This is a genomic window from Virgisporangium aurantiacum, assembly GCF_016863635.1.
Classification (GTDB): domain Bacteria; phylum Actinomycetota; class Actinomycetes; order Mycobacteriales; family Micromonosporaceae; genus Virgisporangium; species Virgisporangium aurantiacum.
This window is the reverse complement of record NZ_BOPG01000016.1, coordinates 1-17,566: the sequence shown is the minus strand read 5'-3', so window position 1 is coordinate 17,566 and position 17,566 is coordinate 1. Positions and strand designations below refer to the sequence as shown.

The window sequence follows — 17,566 nt, the reverse complement described above, 5'->3', positions numbered from 1 at the left end:
CATGCAGAAGCCAGACGTGGGGCCCATCGCCGGCCCGCCGCCCGCCAACCTCGACATCGAGGACATCACCGTCGGTGATGGTCCGGAGGCGACGAAGGGCGCCCAGGTGTCGGTGCACTACGTGGGCGTGTCGCACTCGACCGGGCAGGAGTTCGACTCCTCCTGGGGCCGGAACGACACGTTCGCCTTCCGGCTCGGCGGCGGCCAGGTGATCAAGGGCTGGGACATGGGTGTCGAGGGGATGCGGGTCGGTGGACGCCGCAAGCTCACGATTCCTCCGCACCTGGGCTACGGCGACCGGGGTGCCGGCGGCGTGATCAAGCCCGGTGAGACGTTGATCTTCGTGGTCGACCTGGTCGGCGTCAACTGACAGTGGAATCGGCGACGGGCAGGTTGCTGGCGATCAGCGACCTGCACGTCGCCTATGCCGAGAACCGCGCGCACGCCTCCACCCTGCGCCCGACCTCCGACGACGACTGGCTGCTGGTCGCCGGCGACGTCGCCGAACGCGTGGACGACGTGGAGTGGACGCTGTCGCTGCTCGCCGAGCGGTTCGCCCGGGTCGTGTGGGCACCGGGGAACCACGAGCTGTGGACGTCGAAGAACGATCCGGTGCAGTTGCGGGGCGTGGAACGGTACGAGCGGCTCGTGGAGGTGTGCCGGTCGTTGGGCGTGATCACGCCCGAGGACCCGTACGTCTCGTGGAACGGCGTCACGATCGTGCCGCTGTTCATCGGGTACGACTACACGTTCCGGCCGGAGGGGACCGCCACCAAGGAGGAGGCGCTGGAGGTCGCGCAGAACGCGGGCGTGATCTGCACCGACGAGTACCGCCTGCACCCCGACCCCTACCCGAGCCGCGACGCGTGGTGCGCGGCGCGGCTCGCCTCGACCCGCGATCGCCTCGCGGCGCTGACCGAGCCGGTCGTGTTCGTCAACCACTACCCGCTGGTGCGGGAGCCGACGCGGGTGCTGCGCTACCCCGAGTTCGCCCAGTGGTGCGGCACCGAGCACACGGCCGACTGGCACCTTCGCTACAACGCGGCCTGCGTGGTGTACGGGCACCTGCACATCCCGCGCACCACCTGGTACGACGGGGTGCGGTTCGAGGAGGTGTCGGTCGGTTACCCGCGCGAGTGGCGGCGGCTCGGCGGCCCGCCCGGGCCGCGGCAGGTGCTGCCGTACCCTGTTGCACCGTGATCTACCTCGGAGGCTATTCGTCACCCCTGTACGTGGCTGATGAGACGGACGAGGGGCTGGCGGTCGGGTCCACAGTGGACTGTCCGGCCGACCCGACGTATCTCGCCGTCTCGCCGGACGGCCGGTTCCTGGTGGCGTGCCACGAACTCGACGAGGGCCTGCTGAGCGTGTTCGCGTTGAATGGCCCGGCCCTGCTGGGCACCGTGCCGAGCGGCGGCGCGGGGCCGTGCCACGTGTCGGTGCACGATGCTTTTGTTCTCACCGCGCACTGGGGATCCGGCCACCTGACCGTGCACCCCTTGGCTTCGGACGGTTCGCTGGGCGCGCCGACGCACGTGCTCGACACCGGAAAGCCGTCCGCGCACTGGATCCACGCCGACCCCGGCGGGCGCTGGATCCTGGCCGTGCACCTCGGCCTCGGCACGGTGACGACCTACGCGCTCGTCGACGGCCGCCTCGTGGAGCACCACGTCGCCACCCAGCCGCACGGCGCCGGCCCCCGGCACCTCGCGTTCCATCCTTATGACGAGCGCGTGTACGTGGTGAACGAACTCCACTCCACGCTCACTGCCGGCACGTTCGTGGACGGCGTCGTGACGCTGGGGGAGACCGTGTCGACGCTGCCGCCCGGGGTTTCGTCGACCAATCACCCGTCGGCGATCCGGGTGTCGCCCGACGGCCGGTTCGTGCTCGTCGCGAACCGCTTCCACGACAGCGTCGCCGTCTTCGACACCGACCTCCGCCTGCTCGGCACCTACCCGTGCGGCGAGTTCCCGCGCGACATGGTGTTCAGCGTGGACGGCCGGCGGGTGTACGTCGCGAACGAGCGGGCCGGCGAGGTGGTCGCGTTCCGGTTCGACGACGGCGTGCTGACGCCGTTCGGTACGCCGCTGGCGATGCCGGGGCCGTCCTGCGTCGTCCCGGTATAGTTTTCCGGACGGTCTTGAGGAGGCGCTGTGGCGGAGACCCGCCGGTACGACAGCGCCCTGCGGCTGGCGAAGACCCGCCGCACCCGGATACGCATCCTCGACGCCGCCCGTGAGCTGTTCCTCGCCGGCGGGTACGTCGGCACCACCCTCGACGCGATCGCCGCGCACGCCGAGGTGAGCCAGCAGACCGTCTACAACCTGGTCGGCAGCAAGGCGACCGTGTTCAAGACCGTCTACGACGTGACCCTCGCCGGCGACGACGAGCCGATCCCGCTCTCCGGCCGGCCGGAGTTCGAGCGCGTGCTCGACGCGCCGTCGGCCCGGGCGTCGCTCGTCGCCTACGCGCGGATCTGCGAACTGCTGTGGACCCGGGTCGGCCCGCTGGTGCGGGTCGCCACCGCACAGGCCGCCGCGGGCGACCCCGACCTGCGGGCGTTCGTCGAAACCATCGAGACCGAGCGGGCGATCGGCTCGCACAACATCGTCCGGGCGCTCGACGACCGGTTCGGCCTGCGTCCGGGGGTCACGGTCGACGAGGGCGCCGACATCGTGTGGACGCTCACCGGCCCGGACGTGGTCGAACGGCTGGTGGAACGGCGGGGCTGGAGCTGGGTGCGGTACCAGGAATGGCTCGTGGAGACGATCCACCACGGTCTTTTCACGTAATCGCTCTATGTGAGTGCGGCCGCGAGTTCCGGTGCGAGCTGCGCCCGGCGCCGGGGCAGGTTGACGTGGATCGTGGTGCCGCCGCCCGGCGTCCCGTCGATCTGCAGGGTCGCCTGGTGTGCAGCCACGATGCGACGGACGGTGGCCAGCCCGATCCCGGACCCCTCGATGTCCGGCCGCAGCCGGGTGAACAGCTCCAGCACGCGTTCCCGGTCGGCGGGCGGGATGCCGATCCCGTTGTCGGTGACGGCCAGCGTCCAGCCGTGGATGTCCTCCTGTGCGGAGATGCGCACCTCGCAGGGCACGTCGGGGCGGCGGAACTTCACCGCGTTGCTCACCAGGTTCTGCAGCAGCACGCGTAACTGCGTCCCGTCGCCGATGACGGTCGGCAGCGCGGTCACCCGGACCGTGGCCCCGGCGGCGTTGATCGTCGGCTCCAGGTCGTCGACGACCCAGCGGGCGACCTCCTGCAGCGGCACCCGTTGCAGGTCCTGCCGGCTGCCGGCGGACGCGTGCGAGAGCACGTCCTCGATCATCCGCCACATCCGCGTCGCCGAACTCAGCGCGCGTCCCAGCATCTTGTGCGCGTCCGCGTCGGCGGCGACCGCCGGCAGGTCGGCGACCGTCGCGACGAAGCCGAGGATGCCGGTGAGCGGGTTCTTCAGGTCGTGGCTGACCTGGCCGGCGAAGTCGCTGAGGGCGGCGTTCGAGCGGAGCAGTTCGTCGCTGGTGCTGCGGACCTCGTGCAGCGCCTCCCGGAGCAGTTCGGCGTGGCGGCGCAGTTCCAGCACGTCCATCACCATGTGGGCGAGCTTGTCGAGGCCGTCGCGCTGTTCGCCGGTGAGGGACCGCACCTCGTTGTCGAAGACGCACAGCGTCCCGAGCACCTCGCCGCCGGGCTCGCGCAGCTGCGAGGCCGCGTAGAAGCGGACGCTGTCGAGCGCACCGGTGACGTAGGGGTTGCGGTTGAACCGGTCGTCCTTCGTCGCGTCCGGTACGAGCACCGGCTCGCTCTCCTCGATGGTCACCGTGCACATCGAGTCGCACCGGGCGACCGTGCCGGGCTCGAACCCGGCGGCGGCGAGCTGGCGCTGGTGGTCGGCGTCGATGATGTTGACGACGGCGTTGGGTGCCCCGCACAGGTACGCGGCCAGGTCGACGACCGACTGCAGGTCCGGGTTCGGGATGGCGTCGAGCAGCCCGTAGCGGGAGAGCGCTTCGAGGCGGCTGCGTTCGTCGGTTCCCTCGGCCACGCTTCGAGAATATGAAGGACGCTCCGCCGGCGCGGCCGGTTCGCCACGTTCGGCCGGCCGAGCAATCAACCTAGCCTCCTAGGACGCCCGAGGGCGTGTGCTCCGCGATTGGTGGTTTCCGGGGCCGCGACCGGTTTCTGGCTGAGGCGTTGAGCCTGGCGAACCGGGGCGCCGGCGTGCGGCGCCCGACGAGTTGAGGAGCGAGATGACCGACCGGATCAGCCTGACCGCCGCCGAACTAGCGTTCCTGCTGTCGGTGAGCGGCACCAGCGGCTCGCCGGCACCGGACCTGCTCGGCTTCACCGATGCCGACCGCGCCGAGCCGGTGATCGCCGCCGGCCTGGGTTCGCTGCTGCTGCGTCACCTGGTGGCGCCCGGCACCGGGCAGCAGGTGGAGCTGGCGCCCGAGCTGGTCGCGATCACCGAGGGCCTGGCCCGGCCGCGCATCTGCGTGCAGGTCGGCCTGGTCGCCGACCAGACCGCCGACGGGGCCCTGCTGTTCGAGTCCGGCATCGTGCGATTCCTGCTGGCGCCCCGCGCGTACCGCTGCTTCGACGTGACCGGCGTCGACCCGGCCATCGACCGGCGGGAGCCGCTGCTGCAACTGGCCCGCCCGTTCCTGGACGCGCACCGGCCGGCCGTCGCCTCGTTCACGGCGCACTCGGCGCAGGTGCAGAACGCCTGGGTCACCGTGTCGGCCGAGGCCGACAACCGGTGGAGCTACGTGTCCGGGGGAGACCCGGAGGGCGCGCGTTCGAACCTGACCGCCGACGAGGCGATGGAGCACGTCCACGACGTGCTGGGCACCCTGCTGCCCGAACTCTCCCCGGCGGCATGACAGAACGGCCCGGGACGTGGGTCCCGGGCCGTTCTTCCACGTTCAGGCCGACGTGGCGGTCGCCTCGCGGCGAGTTGCGAGACGCGGCTCCAGCCGAACGGTATTCCGCGAATGCTATTTCAGTTGAGGCCCGGGGACACTGTCCCACGTCGGCTTGGGCTCAACGGTACAAGCTGATCACCGGCTCAGCCACCAACCCGTCCGATACTTAGCTCACAAGAGCCTGGGAAATAACTCAGACAGCCAACAGGTTTCCCTCGGGCACCACGATCGAGGGGCGGCCGAACTCCATTTCCGCGGCCGTCTGCTCGGCGGCGAACACCGGTGACTCGCCGCCGGCGCGGGCGTAGACGGCCGCGGTGTTCTCCGCGATCGTCGCCCAGCCGTAGCGCTCGCCCACCATCGCCTTGGCGCGGGTGGCCACCCGGCGGGCCAACGGCTCGTCGGCGAGCAGGGAGCCGACCGCGTCGGCCAGGGCGTCGGGGTTCTGGGCCGGGAACGTCATGCCGGTCTCGCCGGAGTGCACGATCTCGGCCAGGCCGCCGGTGCTGGCGACGGCGAGCGGCGCGCCGGCGGCCGCGGCCTCCAGCGCCACCATGCCGAACGGCTCGTAGATGCTCGGGACGACCATCGTGTCGGTGGCGGCCATGACCGCGGGCAACTGGCCGACGCCGAGGAACCCGGTGAACGAGACGACGTTGTGCAGGCGGTGCCTGCGGATCTCGTCGACGAGATCGGCCTTGTAGGGTCCGTCGCCGGCGAGAACCACCCGGAGGCCGGCGTGTTCGGAGGCCAGCCGGGGGACGGCGGCCAGCAGATCCTGGACGCCCTTCTCGTACACCAGGCGGCCGGCGAACCCGATCATCGGTCCGGTGCCGGCGAACCGGGCGCGGGCGGCGACCACGGCCCGGGAGGAGGCCTGGAACGCGCCGACGTCGACGCCGTTGGGCACCGCCTCGATGCGCCCGGTGGGGATCTCCAGCAGCCGGTTGACCTCCCACCGCATGTACTCGGAGCAGACGATGACCCGGCAGGCCTCGTGCGCCAGCCACCACTCGACGCTGTGGATGCACCGGTTCATCGGCTCGGGCAGCCAACCCTGGTGCCGGCCGGCCTCGGTGGCGTGGATGGTGGCGACCAGCGGCAGGTCGAGGTGCTCCTTGAGGGTGACCGCGGAGTGGGCCACCAGCCAGTCGTGGGCGTGGATGACGTCGTACTCGCCGTTCTCGGCGGCGCGCAGCGCCGAGCGGGTGAGCGTGTGGTTGAACGCCATCGTCCACGCGAGCATGTTGTCGGGGTCGAGCGGGAACAGCGGCGGGTCCTCCGGGGCCCGGACGATCCGCACGCCCTCGGCGTACTCCTCGAGGGGCGCGCCGGGTGCGTGCCGGGTGACCACGGTGACCTCGTGCCCGGCCCGGACGAGGGCGGTGGACAGCGCGTGCACGTGCCGGCCGAGACCACCGACGACCACCGGCGGGTACTCCCAGGAGAGCATCAGGACCCGGGCTCGGGAGCGGCCTTGGTTGCTGGTGGTGATCTGCACGAGGCGCCCTCTTCCCGAGTTGATCTACTTCCAAACGCGCACAGCAATCAACGGCGCCCCCCGTGGGTACGCGAGTTGACGGTGTTACTCCCGCAGTGTGCAGCCCGGCTATTAACGCGGGTGCAATTCAGATTTCCGCTTCGTAAAGCTCATCCAACATCTTGGCTCACCCGACTGCGGACACGGCTGATTTCCGCGACCGACCGGAGCCTGGAACAGGCAGCCGGCAGCCACGTGCGGAGAGGTGCGCATCAGCGGTTTCGCTCATCGAGCCGAGGCACCATTCTGCCAGATTCGAATGCATACCTTCGAGTAACCCGCGCTCCATGTGAGGTGGATTTTCCGGACCGTGCGAAAAGTCCACGGAAGACACCGCCGGTCCAGACCAGAGATCTTCGCACTGATTCGTAACAGGCCCATCGCACAATTGGTCCATGATCGGGGACGCGGGCCGGCCCGGCGGGGAGGACGCCGAGCGACGCCGGCTGCGTGACGCCGACGCGGGCGCGGTGGCCTGGCGCGCCTGGGGGCCGTACCTCAGCGAGCGCGCCTGGGCGACCGTCCGCGAGGACTACAGCGAGTACGGCACCGTCTGGGACTACTTCCCGCACGACCACGCCCGGTCCCGCGCGTACCGCTGGAACGAGGACGGCATGGCCGGCGTCTGCGACGAGCGGCAGGTGTTCTGCTTCGGCCTGGCCCTGTGGAACGGCGTCGACCCGATCATCAAGGAGCGGATGTTCGGCCTCGACGGCGACGGCGGCAACCACGGCGAGGACGCCAAGGAGTACTGGTGGTACCTCGACTCCACGCCGACCCACTCGTGGATGACGTGGCGCTACCACTATCCACAGGACGCGTTCCCGTACGCCGACCTCGTGCACACCAACGCGAAGAGGGGCCGGCACGACCCCGAGTACGAACTGGCCGACACGGGCGTCTTCGACGACGACCGGTACTGGGCGGTCACCGTCGACTACGCCAAGGCCGGTCCCACCGACCTGTGCATGACGGTCACCGTGGAGAACCGGGGCGACGCGAGGGCCACCCTGCACCTGCTGCCTCAGTTGTGGTTCCGCAACACCTGGGCGTGGGGCCTGCCGGGTCGCGACTACGTGCCGCGGATCCGTAGCGGGAGCGGTGCTCTCGTCGGAGAGCACAAGGACCTCGGGCGACTGGTGCTCGCCGGCGACGGCGCGCCGGGTCAGCTGTTCTGCGACAACGAGACCAACACCGGCCGCCTCTGGGGACAGGCCGGCCGGTCGGCCCACCCCAAGGACGGCTTCAACGATTTCCTGGTGCACGGCGCCGACTCGGTGAACCCGGACGGCGTCGGTACGAAGGCCGCGCTGCACTACGTCCTCGATGTCGAAGCGCGCGGGACGGCGCGGGTCCGCCTGCGCCTGACACTCGCGCCCGACGGGCCTCCCGATCTCGGCTCTCCTGATCTGGGCTCTCCTGATCTGGGCGATGCCTTCGCCGGTGTCATGGCCGCGCGGCGGCGCGAGGCCGACGACTTCTACCGGACGCTCACGCCGGCCGGCGCCTCGACGGACGAGGCCCTGGTTCTCCGGCAGGCGGTGGCCGGCCTGATGTGGGGGAAGCAGTTTTTCCACTTCGACGTCGCTCGATGGCTGGCCGGCGACCCGGCGAGCGACCCGCCACCGGCGTCGCGCCGCTACGGTCGCAACAGCCACTGGTGGCACATGACCAGCCACGAGGTCATCTCGATGCCGGACCCGTGGGAGTACCCCTGGTACGCGGCCTGGGACCTGGCGTTCCACTGCGTGTCGATCGCGCGGGTCGACCCCGGGTTCGCCAAGTCGCAGCTTCTTCTGCTGCTGCGGGACTGGTACATGCACCCCAACGGGCAGATCCCGGCCTACGAGTGGGCGTTCGGCGACGTCAACCCGCCGGTGCACGCGTGGGCGGCGCTGCGCGTCTTCGAACTCGACGGCGGCCGCGACCACGCGTTCCTTGCGCGGACACTGCACAAACTTCTGTTGAACTTCACCTGGTGGGTCAACCGCAAGGACACCAGCGGCAACAACGTGTTCGAGGGCGGCTTCCTGGGCCTGGACAACGTGGGTCCGTTCGACCGGTCGGCGGCGCTGCCGGTCGCCGGGGTGCTCGAGCAGAGCGACGGCACCGCCTGGATGGCGATGTACGCGCTCAACATGCTGGAGATCGCGCTGATCCTGGCCGACCGCGACCCGGTGTACGAGGACCTGGCCACCAAGTTCTTCGAGCACTTCGCGTACATCGCCGAGGCCGCCTCGACGTCCGGCCTGTGGGACGACGACGACGCGTTCTTCTACGACGTGCTGCGCACCTCCGACGGGCACCGGGTGCCGCTGCGCGTGCGCTCGGTCGTCGGGCTGCTGCCGCTCGCGGCGGCCGCGATCATCCCGGTCCGGATGCTGCGCAAGCTGCCCGACCTCACCGACCGCCTGCGGTGGTTCCTGACGAACCGGCCCGCCTACACCGACATCGTGGGCGCCCGCTCGTCACACGGCGGGCGGCAGTTGCGGCTGCTGTCGATGGTGGGCACGGGGCAACTGGTCCGCGTGCTGACCCGGATGCTCTCGCCCGACGAGTTCCTCTCCGACTTCGGCCTGCGCACGCTGTCCCGGCACCATCTGGGCGAGCCGTTCACCGTGCACCTCGCCGGCAGCGACTTCACCGTCGGCTACGAGCCGGGGGAGTCGACCAGCGGCCTGTTCGGCGGCAACTCGAACTGGCGCGGGCCGATCTGGCTGCCGGTCAACTACATCCTGATCGACGCGCTGCGCCGGTACGCCGACTTCTTCGGCGACACGTTGCGGGTGGAGTACCCGGTCGGGTCGGGGGAGCGGGTGCCGCTGGCGCTCGTCGCCGACGATCTTTCCCGGCGTCTGATCAGCCTTTTCACGATCGCCGCGGACGGCCGCCGGCCGTCGTCACCCTTCGTCGACCCGCGGTGGCGCGACCAGGTGCTGTTCTACGAGTACTTTCACGGCGACACCGGTGCCGGTCTGGGTGCCTCGCACCAGACCGGATGGACGGCCCTCGTCCTCGATCTGATCCTCGAACTGCACCGTTGACCGGTTTGGTCCACCGCTGTGGGCAAATCGTTGTATCCACAACGGGTGATCTCGCACTGCTCCGCTTGACGGGGTGTGGCGGCGCCGGTAGACCCATCGCCGAAGGCTGTCATCTGTGCAACCCGTTTCCCCCTGGGGGTCGCCATGTCGAAGGCCGTCCGGTCCTGGCTGTCCGTGCTCGTCCTCGCTCTGCCGCTCGTCCTCTTCGGGGCTCCGGCCCGGGCGGCGGCGGTGGGATATGTGCGGTTGGCCCACCTCTCGCCCGATACCCCCGCGGTCGACGTGTACCTGAGCTCGGTCGCCGGTGGCGCCCCGCGCAAGTTCCCGGCCGTCGGGTACGGCACCGTGTCGACGTACCTGCCGCTCGACACCGGCACGTACTCGGTCGCGATGCGCAACGTCGGCGCCGCCGAGTCCAGCCAGCCGGTGCTGAGCACCAGCGTCACGGTCACCGCCGGCGGCGCGTACACGGTGGCCGGCGTCGGCCGGTTCGCCGACCTGGGGCTGCGGGTGATCACCGACGACCTGGCCCTGCCGTCGGCGGGCAAGGCCAAGGTACGGGTGGTCAACGCGTCGGTGCGGGCACCCCAGCTCGACGTCTCCGTGGCCACCACCGGCGCCACCATCGCCACCGGCGCGGCGTTCGCCACCACCACCGACTACCGGGAGGTCGAGCCGGGCAAGTGGCCGCTCAAACTGCAGCCGAGCGGATCGACGACCGCCACTGAGGTCGCGGCGAACTGCGCCGCCGGCGGGGTCTACTCTGTGCTGGTGCTCGACGGCAAGAACGGCGGCCTCACGGTGGAGGTCCGCGTCGACGCGCGGGCCGGCGCGCAGGTCCCGCTGGGCGGGGTCGACACCGGCGCCGGTGGTACCGCACCGTTCCCGTGGGCGGCGACCACCGCGATCGTCCTGGTGAGCGTCCTGGTCGCGGGCGGTGCCCTGATGGCGATGCGGCGGCGTTCCTCGGTGCGCATCGGGGGGCGTCAGGACTTGTGACGGGTGCTGACTGGCGGGTCATCCGGCACCGGTCCGGGGCCCGCAATCTCCTCATCGCGCTGGCCGTGGTGGTCGTCGTCGGCCTGATCGCGGGCGGCGCGGTGATGTTCCGCGGCGGTGACGACGGCGGCGGGCCCGCCACGGCCGCGGGCACCGGGTCGCCGACGGCGGGTCCGCTCGCCATCGAGGCCGCGCCGGCCACCGAACCGGCCGCGTTGCCGCCGCCCAGCCAGGTGCGGATCGCGGCGATCGGGGTCGACAGCCCGTTGGAGTCGCTGGCGGTCGACGGCACCGGTGCCCTGGCCGGTCCGGTCGACTTCGCCAAGGCCGGCTGGTACACCGGCGGCGTGGTGCCGGGCGAGATCGGCCCGGCCGTGATCGCCGGTCACGTCGACTCGGCCGCCGGTCCGGCCGTCTTCTACCGGCTGCGGGATCTGAAGGCGGGTGACGTCGTGGAGGTGCTCCGCGGCGACCGGTGGATCCCGTTCCGGGTGGTGGCCAGCGAGCGCTATCCCAAGAACCAGTTCCCCACCGAGCGGGTCTACAGCCCCACCCCGGTACCGGAGCTACGGGTGATCACCTGCGGTGGCACGTTCGACCGCAGTCGCCGGTCATATGAGGACAACATCGTCGTTTACGCGGTCGCCGCCTGACGGCCGCTACTTACCCGGATAACACCCCCGTACCGATCCGTTCACACAGCACCGGACGAGCGGGACGGGGGCGGTACAGGCATGTACTGTGCGGATGATCGAGGTCAAATCGCGGTTGCCGGGGCAATACGAAATCGTTACCGAGTCGATCAAACGATAACCATTGCCCCAGACATGGTGACCGCCTTGACTGATGGCGAAGTGTTCTCCGGAGTTCTGCGCGCGTTCAGCGCGGCTCCGGGAAATGACGGAAAGGACGGGGACATGTCCCTACGCTCCACCCGGCCGGGGCGCGCAAAGTTGCGCGTCGCAGCGGCGGCCAGCGCGCTCGGCCTTGTGGCAACGATGGCGGCATGCGGTAGCACCGGTGAAGACGAGCCTGCTCAGACCGGAAGTATCGATTGCGCTCCATATACCAAGTTCGGTGACCTGAAGGGCAAGTCGGTCAGCTTCTACACCGGCATCGTTCAGCCCGAAGACGCCGCTTACATCGCCTCCTTCAAGCCTTTCGAAGAGTGCACCGGCGTCACCATCAAGTACGAGGGCGACAAGTCCTTCGAGACGCAGATCCTGGTGCGCGCCCGCGCCGGAAACGCGCCCGACATCGGCATCGTCCCGCAGCCCGGTCTCCTGCAGCAGCTGGTCGCCACCGGCGCCGTCAAGGAGGCACCGGCCGAGGTTGTCGCGAACGTCGACAAGTTCTGGAGCAAGGACTGGAAGGCCTACGGGACGGTCAACGGCAAGTTCTACTCCGCCCCCATGAGCGCCAACGTCAAGTCGCTCGTGTGGTACTCCCCGCAGGAGTTCAAGCAGAACAACTACAAGATCCCCACCACGCTCGACGAGCTGTACGCCCTGTCGAACACCATCGCGGGCAAGAACAAGAAGCCGTGGTGCGCGGGTATCTCCAGTGGTGAGGCCACCGGTTGGCCGGTCACCGACTGGGTGGAGGACATGCTGCTCCGCCTGTCCGGGCCGGAGGAGTACGACAAGTGGGTCAAGCACGACATCCCGTTCAACTCGGCCGGCCCGCGTGCCGCGTTCGACGAGGCCGGTAAGTACCTCAAGGAGCCGAAGTTCGTCAACGGCGGTTACGGCGACGTGAAGAGCATCGCCAGCACCACGTTCCAGGACGCCGGCCAGGCGATCCTCGCGGGCAACTGCTCCATGTACCGGATGGCGAGCTTCTACGCCGCCAACTGGCCCGCCGGCACCAACGTGTCCGAGGACGGCCAGGTGTTCGCGTTCTTCCTGCCGGGCAAGAGCGCTGGCGACAAGCCGGTGCTCGGTGGTGGCGAGTTCGTCACGGCGTTCGCCGACCGTCCCGAGGTCAAGGCGTTCCAGACCTACATGTCCAGCGACACCTGGGCGAACGTGAAGTCCAAGCTGGGCGGCACCGTGGTCAGCGCCAACAAGGGCCTGAAGATCGAGGACTGCAAGTGCAGCCCGGTCGACAAGCTGTCGCTGCAGCTGCTGCAGGACCCGAAGACCGTGTTCCGGTTCGACGGTTCCGACCTGATGCCGGGCGCGGTGGGCGCCAACTCGTTCTGGAAGCAGGCCACGAGCTGGATCACCGGCCAGAGCACCCAGGCGACGGTTGACAACATCGAGGCGTCCTGGCCGAAGTAGGTCAGCCGGAGATCTGCGAACAAAGTATTTCCTAGCTATTTCGCTGCAGATCAACTCAGGGTAGAACGGGACGGCCGGGTGCACCGGCGGCACGGGCGGGTCGCAACGCGAAGCTTCGCGAGACGGCCTTGCCGGCGAAGGTGCACCCGGCCGTCCCGCTCCCCAGCGGGGGATTAACGAAACGTAAGGGAGGTGACGGTCTGCGTGACCACCGCTGAGAAATTTCTCGACATGGGGATCGCGCTGGCGATCTTCGCCGCGGTCATTGCGGTCATTCTGCTGATCGCGTCGCGGTTCGGCGGGCGGCGGGGCGACCGGGTAGTGGCGCTGGTGTTCCTGCTTCCGGTCGCGGTGATGCTCGCTGTCGGGCTCATCTATCCGGGCGTCCTCACCATCATCAACTCGTTCTACGACGCCCCGGGTACCTCGTTCATCGGGATCGACAACTACGAGACGATCTTCACGTCGAAGGATCAGCTCACCGTTCTCCGGAACACCGTGATCTGGGTGGTGGTGACGCCGTTCGTCGCCACCGGCATCGGTCTCCTGTACGCGATCCTCGTCGACCGGGCGCGGATCGAGTCGCTGGCGAAGGCCGTCATCTTCCTGCCGATGTCGATCTCGTTCGTCGCCGCGTCGATCATCTGGAAGTTCGTCTACGAGTACCGGCCCGACCAGGGCAACATCAAGCAGATCGGTCTGCTCAACCAGATCGTGGTCTGGCTGGGCGGCGAGCCCACCCAGTGGCTGCTCGAAACACCGCTGAACACGCTGTTCCTGGTCGTCGTCATGATCTGGATCCAGGCCGGCTTCGCGATGACCGTGCTCTCCGCGGCCATCAAGGCGATTCCGGACGACGTGATCGAAGCCGCCCGGCTCGACGGCGTCACCCCGTGGGGCATGTTCCGCTTCGTGACCCTGCCCAGCATCCGGCCGGCCGTGGTCGTGGTGCTCACCACGATCGGTATCGGCACGCTGAAGGTGTTCGACATCGTGCGCACGATGACCGGTGGCAACTTCGACACCAGTGTTGTGGCGAACGAGTTCTACAGCCAGAGCTTCCGGGCCGACAACCAGGGCCTCGGCGCCGCCCTCGCGGTGCTGCTGTTCATCCTGGTGATCCCGATCGTCGTCTACAACATCCGGCAGCTCCGGGCATCGGAGGCACGATGAGCACAGCCAGTCTTCCGACCACCACCACCCCTGCGGTGGCGGCCCCCGTAGCGGCCTCGACGAAGGCCAAGAAGAAGCTCACCAGCCCGATCGCGTCGATCATCGCGCTGTTCATCGCGATCCTCTGGACGCTGCCGACGTTCGGCCTGGCGGTGTCGTCGATCCGGCCGGAGAAGGACATCCTCACCACCGGGTGGTGGACGTTCTTCACCGATCCGCAGATCTCGTTCAAGAACTACCAGACGGTGCTCGCCGCCGAGGGCCAGTCGGCGCTGGGCAGCTACTTCGTCAACTCGTTCGTGATCGTCATTCCGTCGACGCTCATCCCGCTGGTTCTCGCGTCCTTCGCCGCCTACGTGTTCGCGTGGGTCAAGTTCCCCGGACGCGACTTCCTCTTCGTCGTGGTCTTCGCCCTGCAGATCGTGCCGATCCAGGTCACGCTGCTCCCGCTGCTGACGCTGTTCGTCGACCTCGACCTGAGCGGTTCGTTCTGGCCGGTGTGGCTGTCACACTCGACGTTCGCACTGCCGTTGGCGATCTTCCTGCTGCACAACTTCATGAAGGAGATCCCGCCGGGGCTGCTGGAGGCGGCCCGGGTCGACGGTGCCGGTCACGTGGCGATCTTCTTCCGGGTGCTGCTGCCGCTCCTCACCCCGGCGCTGGCGGCGTTCGGCATCTTCCAGTTCCTGTGGACGTGGAACGACCTGCTGGTCGCCCTGACGTTCGCCGGTGGTGGTCCCGACACCGCACCCATCACGGTGGCGCTGGCCAACCTCAGCGGCACCCGGGGTAACGCCTGGCATCTGCTGTCCGCCGGCGCGTTCGTGTCGATCATCGTGCCGGTCGTGGTCTTCCTGGCGCTCCAGCGCTACTTCGTCCGCGGCCTGCTGGCCGGTGGCCTGAAGGGCTAGCCCCCGATTTCGCAGTACAAACGGCGGGCCGGATCATCCGGCCCGCCGTTCCACGTCTCGACCGCCCCCAGGCGTCGATCTTGCAGTTGTGGTGCCTGGTTCGCCGGTATTTGCTGCTGTTTGCGGCCCACCACAACTGCAAGATCGACGCCGAGGTACCCCGTCCCACCCCGCTCAGAGTCCGGAAGCGGCCCGCCGGATCAGGACTCGAGGATCCAGAGCATCGACGGGGAGCTGGGTGGGCGGGGGCGCCACCACAGGTGCTGCGCGATGACCAGCTTGCCCCGGTCGGCACCCTCGCCGGCCTGGAGCGTGAACTGGGAGAGGCCGTCCTCCGCCACCGGTAGGCCGTAGACGGTGTACGTGAACTTCTGCGCGACCGTGGCGCGCGACGTGTGATCGCCGGCGATGAGCACCCGGCTGGTGGTCTCCAAGGTGACGCCCGCGTCGAACAGCTTGTTGAGCACCCGCTCCAGTTCCGGACCGCTGTACGCGGTGAACATCGGCATCTGCTGGAGGCTGTCGCTGGCCGAGAACGTGCCGTTGAGCGCCATCGCCGCGCGGACCGCCTTGGCGTCGTGGGCGTTCCAGGCCTTGGTGTAGGCGGCGACGGCCTCCGTGACCAGTTGCTCCTCGCTGGACTGGTGCCGCACGACGAACAGCGCGCCGGCCAGCGCCACGGCGACCGCGATCGCGGCGGCCAGCCCGATCTTCAGCCGCAGCACGGTGCGGTCGGTGTCGGACTTCGGCGGCACCTCGGGCACGGGTTCGTGCTCGGTGGGCTCGGGCGTCCAGACCGTCACGGCCACGGTGCTGACTTCGAGGTGACGGTCGTCGTCCATGTCATCTTTCATGTCGACGTCCATGTCGACCATCCCTTGACAGCGCAGATTGGGTGGGCTCTCAATTTACCGAGGCGCGCTCGTCGGCGACAGGCCGCCGCCTACAGTTGGTCGGATGGGCTCAACCGACGACTGGTGGCGCACCGCCGTCATCTACCAGGTGTATCCGCGGTCGTTCGCCGACTCCGACGGTGACGGGTTCGGTGACCTGCCCGGCATCGCCGCGCGCCTCGACCACCTGGCCGACCTCGGCGTCGACGCGCTGTGGCTGTCGCCGTTCTACCCGTCGCCGCAGGCCGACGCCGGGTACGACGTCGCCGACTACCGGTCGGTCGATCCGCTCTTCGGCACCCTGGCCGACTTCGACACGCTGGTGGCGCGCGCGAAGGAACTGGGCCTGCGGGTCATCGTCGACCTGGTGCCGAACCACAGCTCCGACGAGCACTCGTGGTTCCGTGCGGCCGTCGCCGGCGGTCCCGGCCATCCCATGCGCGACCGGTACGTTTTCCGCGACGGCCTCGCCTCCGGCGAGCCGCCCACCGGGTGGGAGAGCGTCTTCGGCGGCTCGGCCTGGACGCGGATCACCGAGCCCGACGGCAGCCCCGGCCAGTGGTACCTGCATCTGTTCGACGTCCGGCAGCCCGACTTCAACTGGGATCACCCGGCGGTGCGGGCCGAGTTCGACGACGTCCTGCGGTTCTGGCTCGACCGCGGCGTCGACGGGTTCCGCGTCGACGTGGCGCACGGCCTGGTGAAGCAGCTCGATGTCGACTGGGCGCACGGCAGCAGTGGACCGGTTGTATACAAGCCGGATGCCGAGGCGCCGCCGATGTGGGACCAGGAGAGCGTCCACGACATCTACCGCGAGTGGCGTTCGGTGGTCGACTCGTACGGCCCCGACCGCATCCTGGTGGCTGAGGCATGGGTCGAGCCGCCGGAGCGGCTGGCTCGCTACGTGCGTCCGGACGAGATGCACCAGGCCTTCAACTTCGAGTACCTCCTGGCGCCGTGGAACGCCGACGCCCTGCGCCCGCTGATCGAACGGTCGCTCGCCGCTGCCGGCGCGGTCGGCGCGCCCACGACGTGGGTGCTGTCGAACCACGACGTCGTGCGCCACGCGTCCCGGTTGGCCTTTCCCCCGGGCGAGGAGCCGCGGACGGGGATCGGGGTCGACGACCCGCAACCCGACGCGGAGCTCGGGCTCCGGCGCGCCCGGGCCGCGACGCTGCTGATGCTGGCGCTGCCCGGCGCCGCCTACCTGTACCAGGGCGAGGAGCTGGGCCTGCCCGAGCACACGACCCTGCCCGACGACGTCCGTCAGGACCCGACCTGGTCCCGGTCGTCGTTCACGGCGCGCGGCCGGGACGGCTGCCGGGTGCCGGTCCCGTGGCGCTCCGACGCGCCCGCGTACGGCTTCTCGCCGACCGGTGCCAGCTGGCTTCCGCAGCCCGCCGAGTACGGCGACCTGGCACCCGACCGCCAACGCGGCGTCGACGGCTCGACGCTCGAGCTTTATCGGACCGCGCTGCACGTGCGCCGCGACCGGGGTCTGGGTCTCGGTTCCCTGACCATCGTGGACCCGCTGGTGGGGCCGGTGCTCGTGGCGCGCAACGGGTCGACACTGATCATGGCGAACACCGGCGCGGACGCGGTGCGGCTACCGGACGGGGCATGGCCGCTGCTGTCGAGCGGACCGATCGGGCCGGGCGGAACGGTGCCGCCGGACACGACGGTGTGGGCGAGCCTCTGAGGCTCTTCCGTTCGCCGTTCTTCCGTTCGCCGTTCTTCCGTTCGCCGTTCTTCCGTTCGCCGTTCTTCCGTTCGCCGTTCTTCCGTTCGCCGTTCTT

The 17,566-nt window shown here is 69.4% G+C and carries 15 protein-coding genes; 12 read left to right on the top strand and 3 right to left on the bottom strand.

Annotation, left to right across the window (positions count from 1 at the left end; all coding sequences use genetic code 11):
- Position 1 precedes the first annotated feature (1 nt).
- From Vau01_RS13825 to Vau01_RS13810, 4 genes are read left to right on the top strand one after another with little or no spacing between them, the layout of a single operon-like run.
- On the top strand, positions 2 to 370 hold the full coding sequence (locus tag Vau01_RS13825) for an FKBP-type peptidyl-prolyl cis-trans isomerase (protein ID WP_203991852.1): 369 nt from the start codon (positions 2 to 4) through the stop codon (positions 368 to 370).
- A 2-nt stretch (positions 371 to 372) separates the two neighbouring features.
- Positions 373 to 1,200 (top strand): metallophosphoesterase family protein, encoded by an 828-nt coding sequence (locus Vau01_RS13820; RefSeq protein ID WP_373320237.1) that lies wholly within the window; start codon positions 373 to 375, stop codon positions 1,198 to 1,200.
- Entirely contained in the window at positions 1,197 to 2,129 is a 933-nt protein-coding gene (locus Vau01_RS13815) for a lactonase family protein (RefSeq protein ID WP_203991850.1), read from the top strand. The genes Vau01_RS13820 and Vau01_RS13815 overlap by 4 nt, the downstream gene beginning before the upstream one ends.
- Positions 2,130 to 2,156: 27 nt before the next feature.
- Complete coding sequence (locus Vau01_RS13810) at positions 2,157 to 2,795, top strand: TetR/AcrR family transcriptional regulator (protein WP_203991848.1); 639 nt, start codon at positions 2,157 to 2,159, stop codon at positions 2,793 to 2,795.
- Between the two features lie 5 nt (positions 2,796 to 2,800).
- On the opposite strand, the gene Vau01_RS13805 is transcribed toward Vau01_RS13810, so the two are convergent.
- Entirely contained in the window at positions 2,801 to 4,048 is a 1,248-nt protein-coding gene (locus Vau01_RS13805; RefSeq protein ID WP_203991846.1) for an ATP-binding protein, read from the bottom strand.
- 205 nt (positions 4,049 to 4,253) lie between these two features.
- Here Vau01_RS13805 and Vau01_RS13800 point away from each other — a divergent pair, with 205 nt between their 5' ends.
- Positions 4,254 to 4,886: a hypothetical protein gene (locus Vau01_RS13800; protein ID WP_203991842.1), complete on the top strand. Its 633-nt coding sequence runs from the start codon at positions 4,254 to 4,256 to the stop codon at positions 4,884 to 4,886.
- A gap of 235 nt (positions 4,887 to 5,121) precedes the next feature.
- On the opposite strand, the gene Vau01_RS13795 is transcribed toward Vau01_RS13800, so the two are convergent.
- Positions 5,122 to 6,381, bottom strand: coding sequence for a glycosyltransferase family 4 protein (locus Vau01_RS13795; protein WP_203991933.1), 1,260 nt, complete (start codon positions 6,379 to 6,381; stop codon positions 5,122 to 5,124).
- 482 nt (positions 6,382 to 6,863) lie between these two features.
- Between Vau01_RS13795 and Vau01_RS13790 the strand changes: the two genes are divergently transcribed.
- From Vau01_RS13790 to Vau01_RS13765, 6 genes are all read left to right on the top strand, one after another.
- A complete protein-coding gene (locus tag Vau01_RS13790; RefSeq protein WP_203991839.1) occupies positions 6,864 to 9,512 on the top strand; it encodes an MGH1-like glycoside hydrolase domain-containing protein in 2,649 nt (882 codons plus the stop codon).
- A 144-nt stretch (positions 9,513 to 9,656) separates the two neighbouring features.
- Positions 9,657 to 10,511, top strand: coding sequence for a DUF4397 domain-containing protein (locus Vau01_RS13785; protein ID WP_203991836.1), 855 nt, complete (start codon positions 9,657 to 9,659; stop codon positions 10,509 to 10,511).
- A complete protein-coding gene (locus tag Vau01_RS13780; RefSeq protein ID WP_203991833.1) occupies positions 10,508 to 11,164 on the top strand; it encodes a class F sortase in 657 nt (218 codons plus the stop codon). The genes Vau01_RS13785 and Vau01_RS13780 overlap by 4 nt, the downstream gene beginning before the upstream one ends.
- A 345-nt stretch (positions 11,165 to 11,509) precedes the next feature.
- Positions 11,510 to 12,793, top strand: coding sequence for an ABC transporter substrate-binding protein (locus tag Vau01_RS13775; RefSeq protein ID WP_373320238.1), 1,284 nt, complete (start codon positions 11,510 to 11,512; stop codon positions 12,791 to 12,793).
- Positions 12,794 to 13,024: 231 nt separating this feature from the next.
- Complete coding sequence (locus Vau01_RS13770) at positions 13,025 to 13,966, top strand: carbohydrate ABC transporter permease (protein WP_203991927.1); 942 nt, start codon at positions 13,025 to 13,027, stop codon at positions 13,964 to 13,966.
- The gene (locus tag Vau01_RS13765) at positions 13,963 to 14,877 is read left to right on the top strand and encodes a carbohydrate ABC transporter permease (protein WP_203991831.1); all 915 of its coding nucleotides are present in this window, start codon (positions 13,963 to 13,965) and stop codon (positions 14,875 to 14,877) included. The genes Vau01_RS13770 and Vau01_RS13765 overlap by 4 nt, the downstream gene beginning before the upstream one ends.
- A gap of 200 nt (positions 14,878 to 15,077) precedes the next feature.
- Here the strand turns inward: Vau01_RS13765 and Vau01_RS13760 are convergent, their stop codons facing one another.
- Positions 15,078 to 15,731, bottom strand: coding sequence for a hypothetical protein (locus Vau01_RS13760; RefSeq protein ID WP_203991830.1), 654 nt, complete (start codon positions 15,729 to 15,731; stop codon positions 15,078 to 15,080).
- A 103-nt stretch (positions 15,732 to 15,834) separates the two neighbouring features.
- On the opposite strand from Vau01_RS13760, the gene Vau01_RS13755 reads away from it, so the two are divergent.
- Complete coding sequence (locus Vau01_RS13755; RefSeq protein ID WP_203991828.1) at positions 15,835 to 17,469, top strand: glycoside hydrolase family 13 protein; 1,635 nt, start codon at positions 15,835 to 15,837, stop codon at positions 17,467 to 17,469.
- Positions 17,470 to 17,566 lie beyond the last annotated feature (97 nt).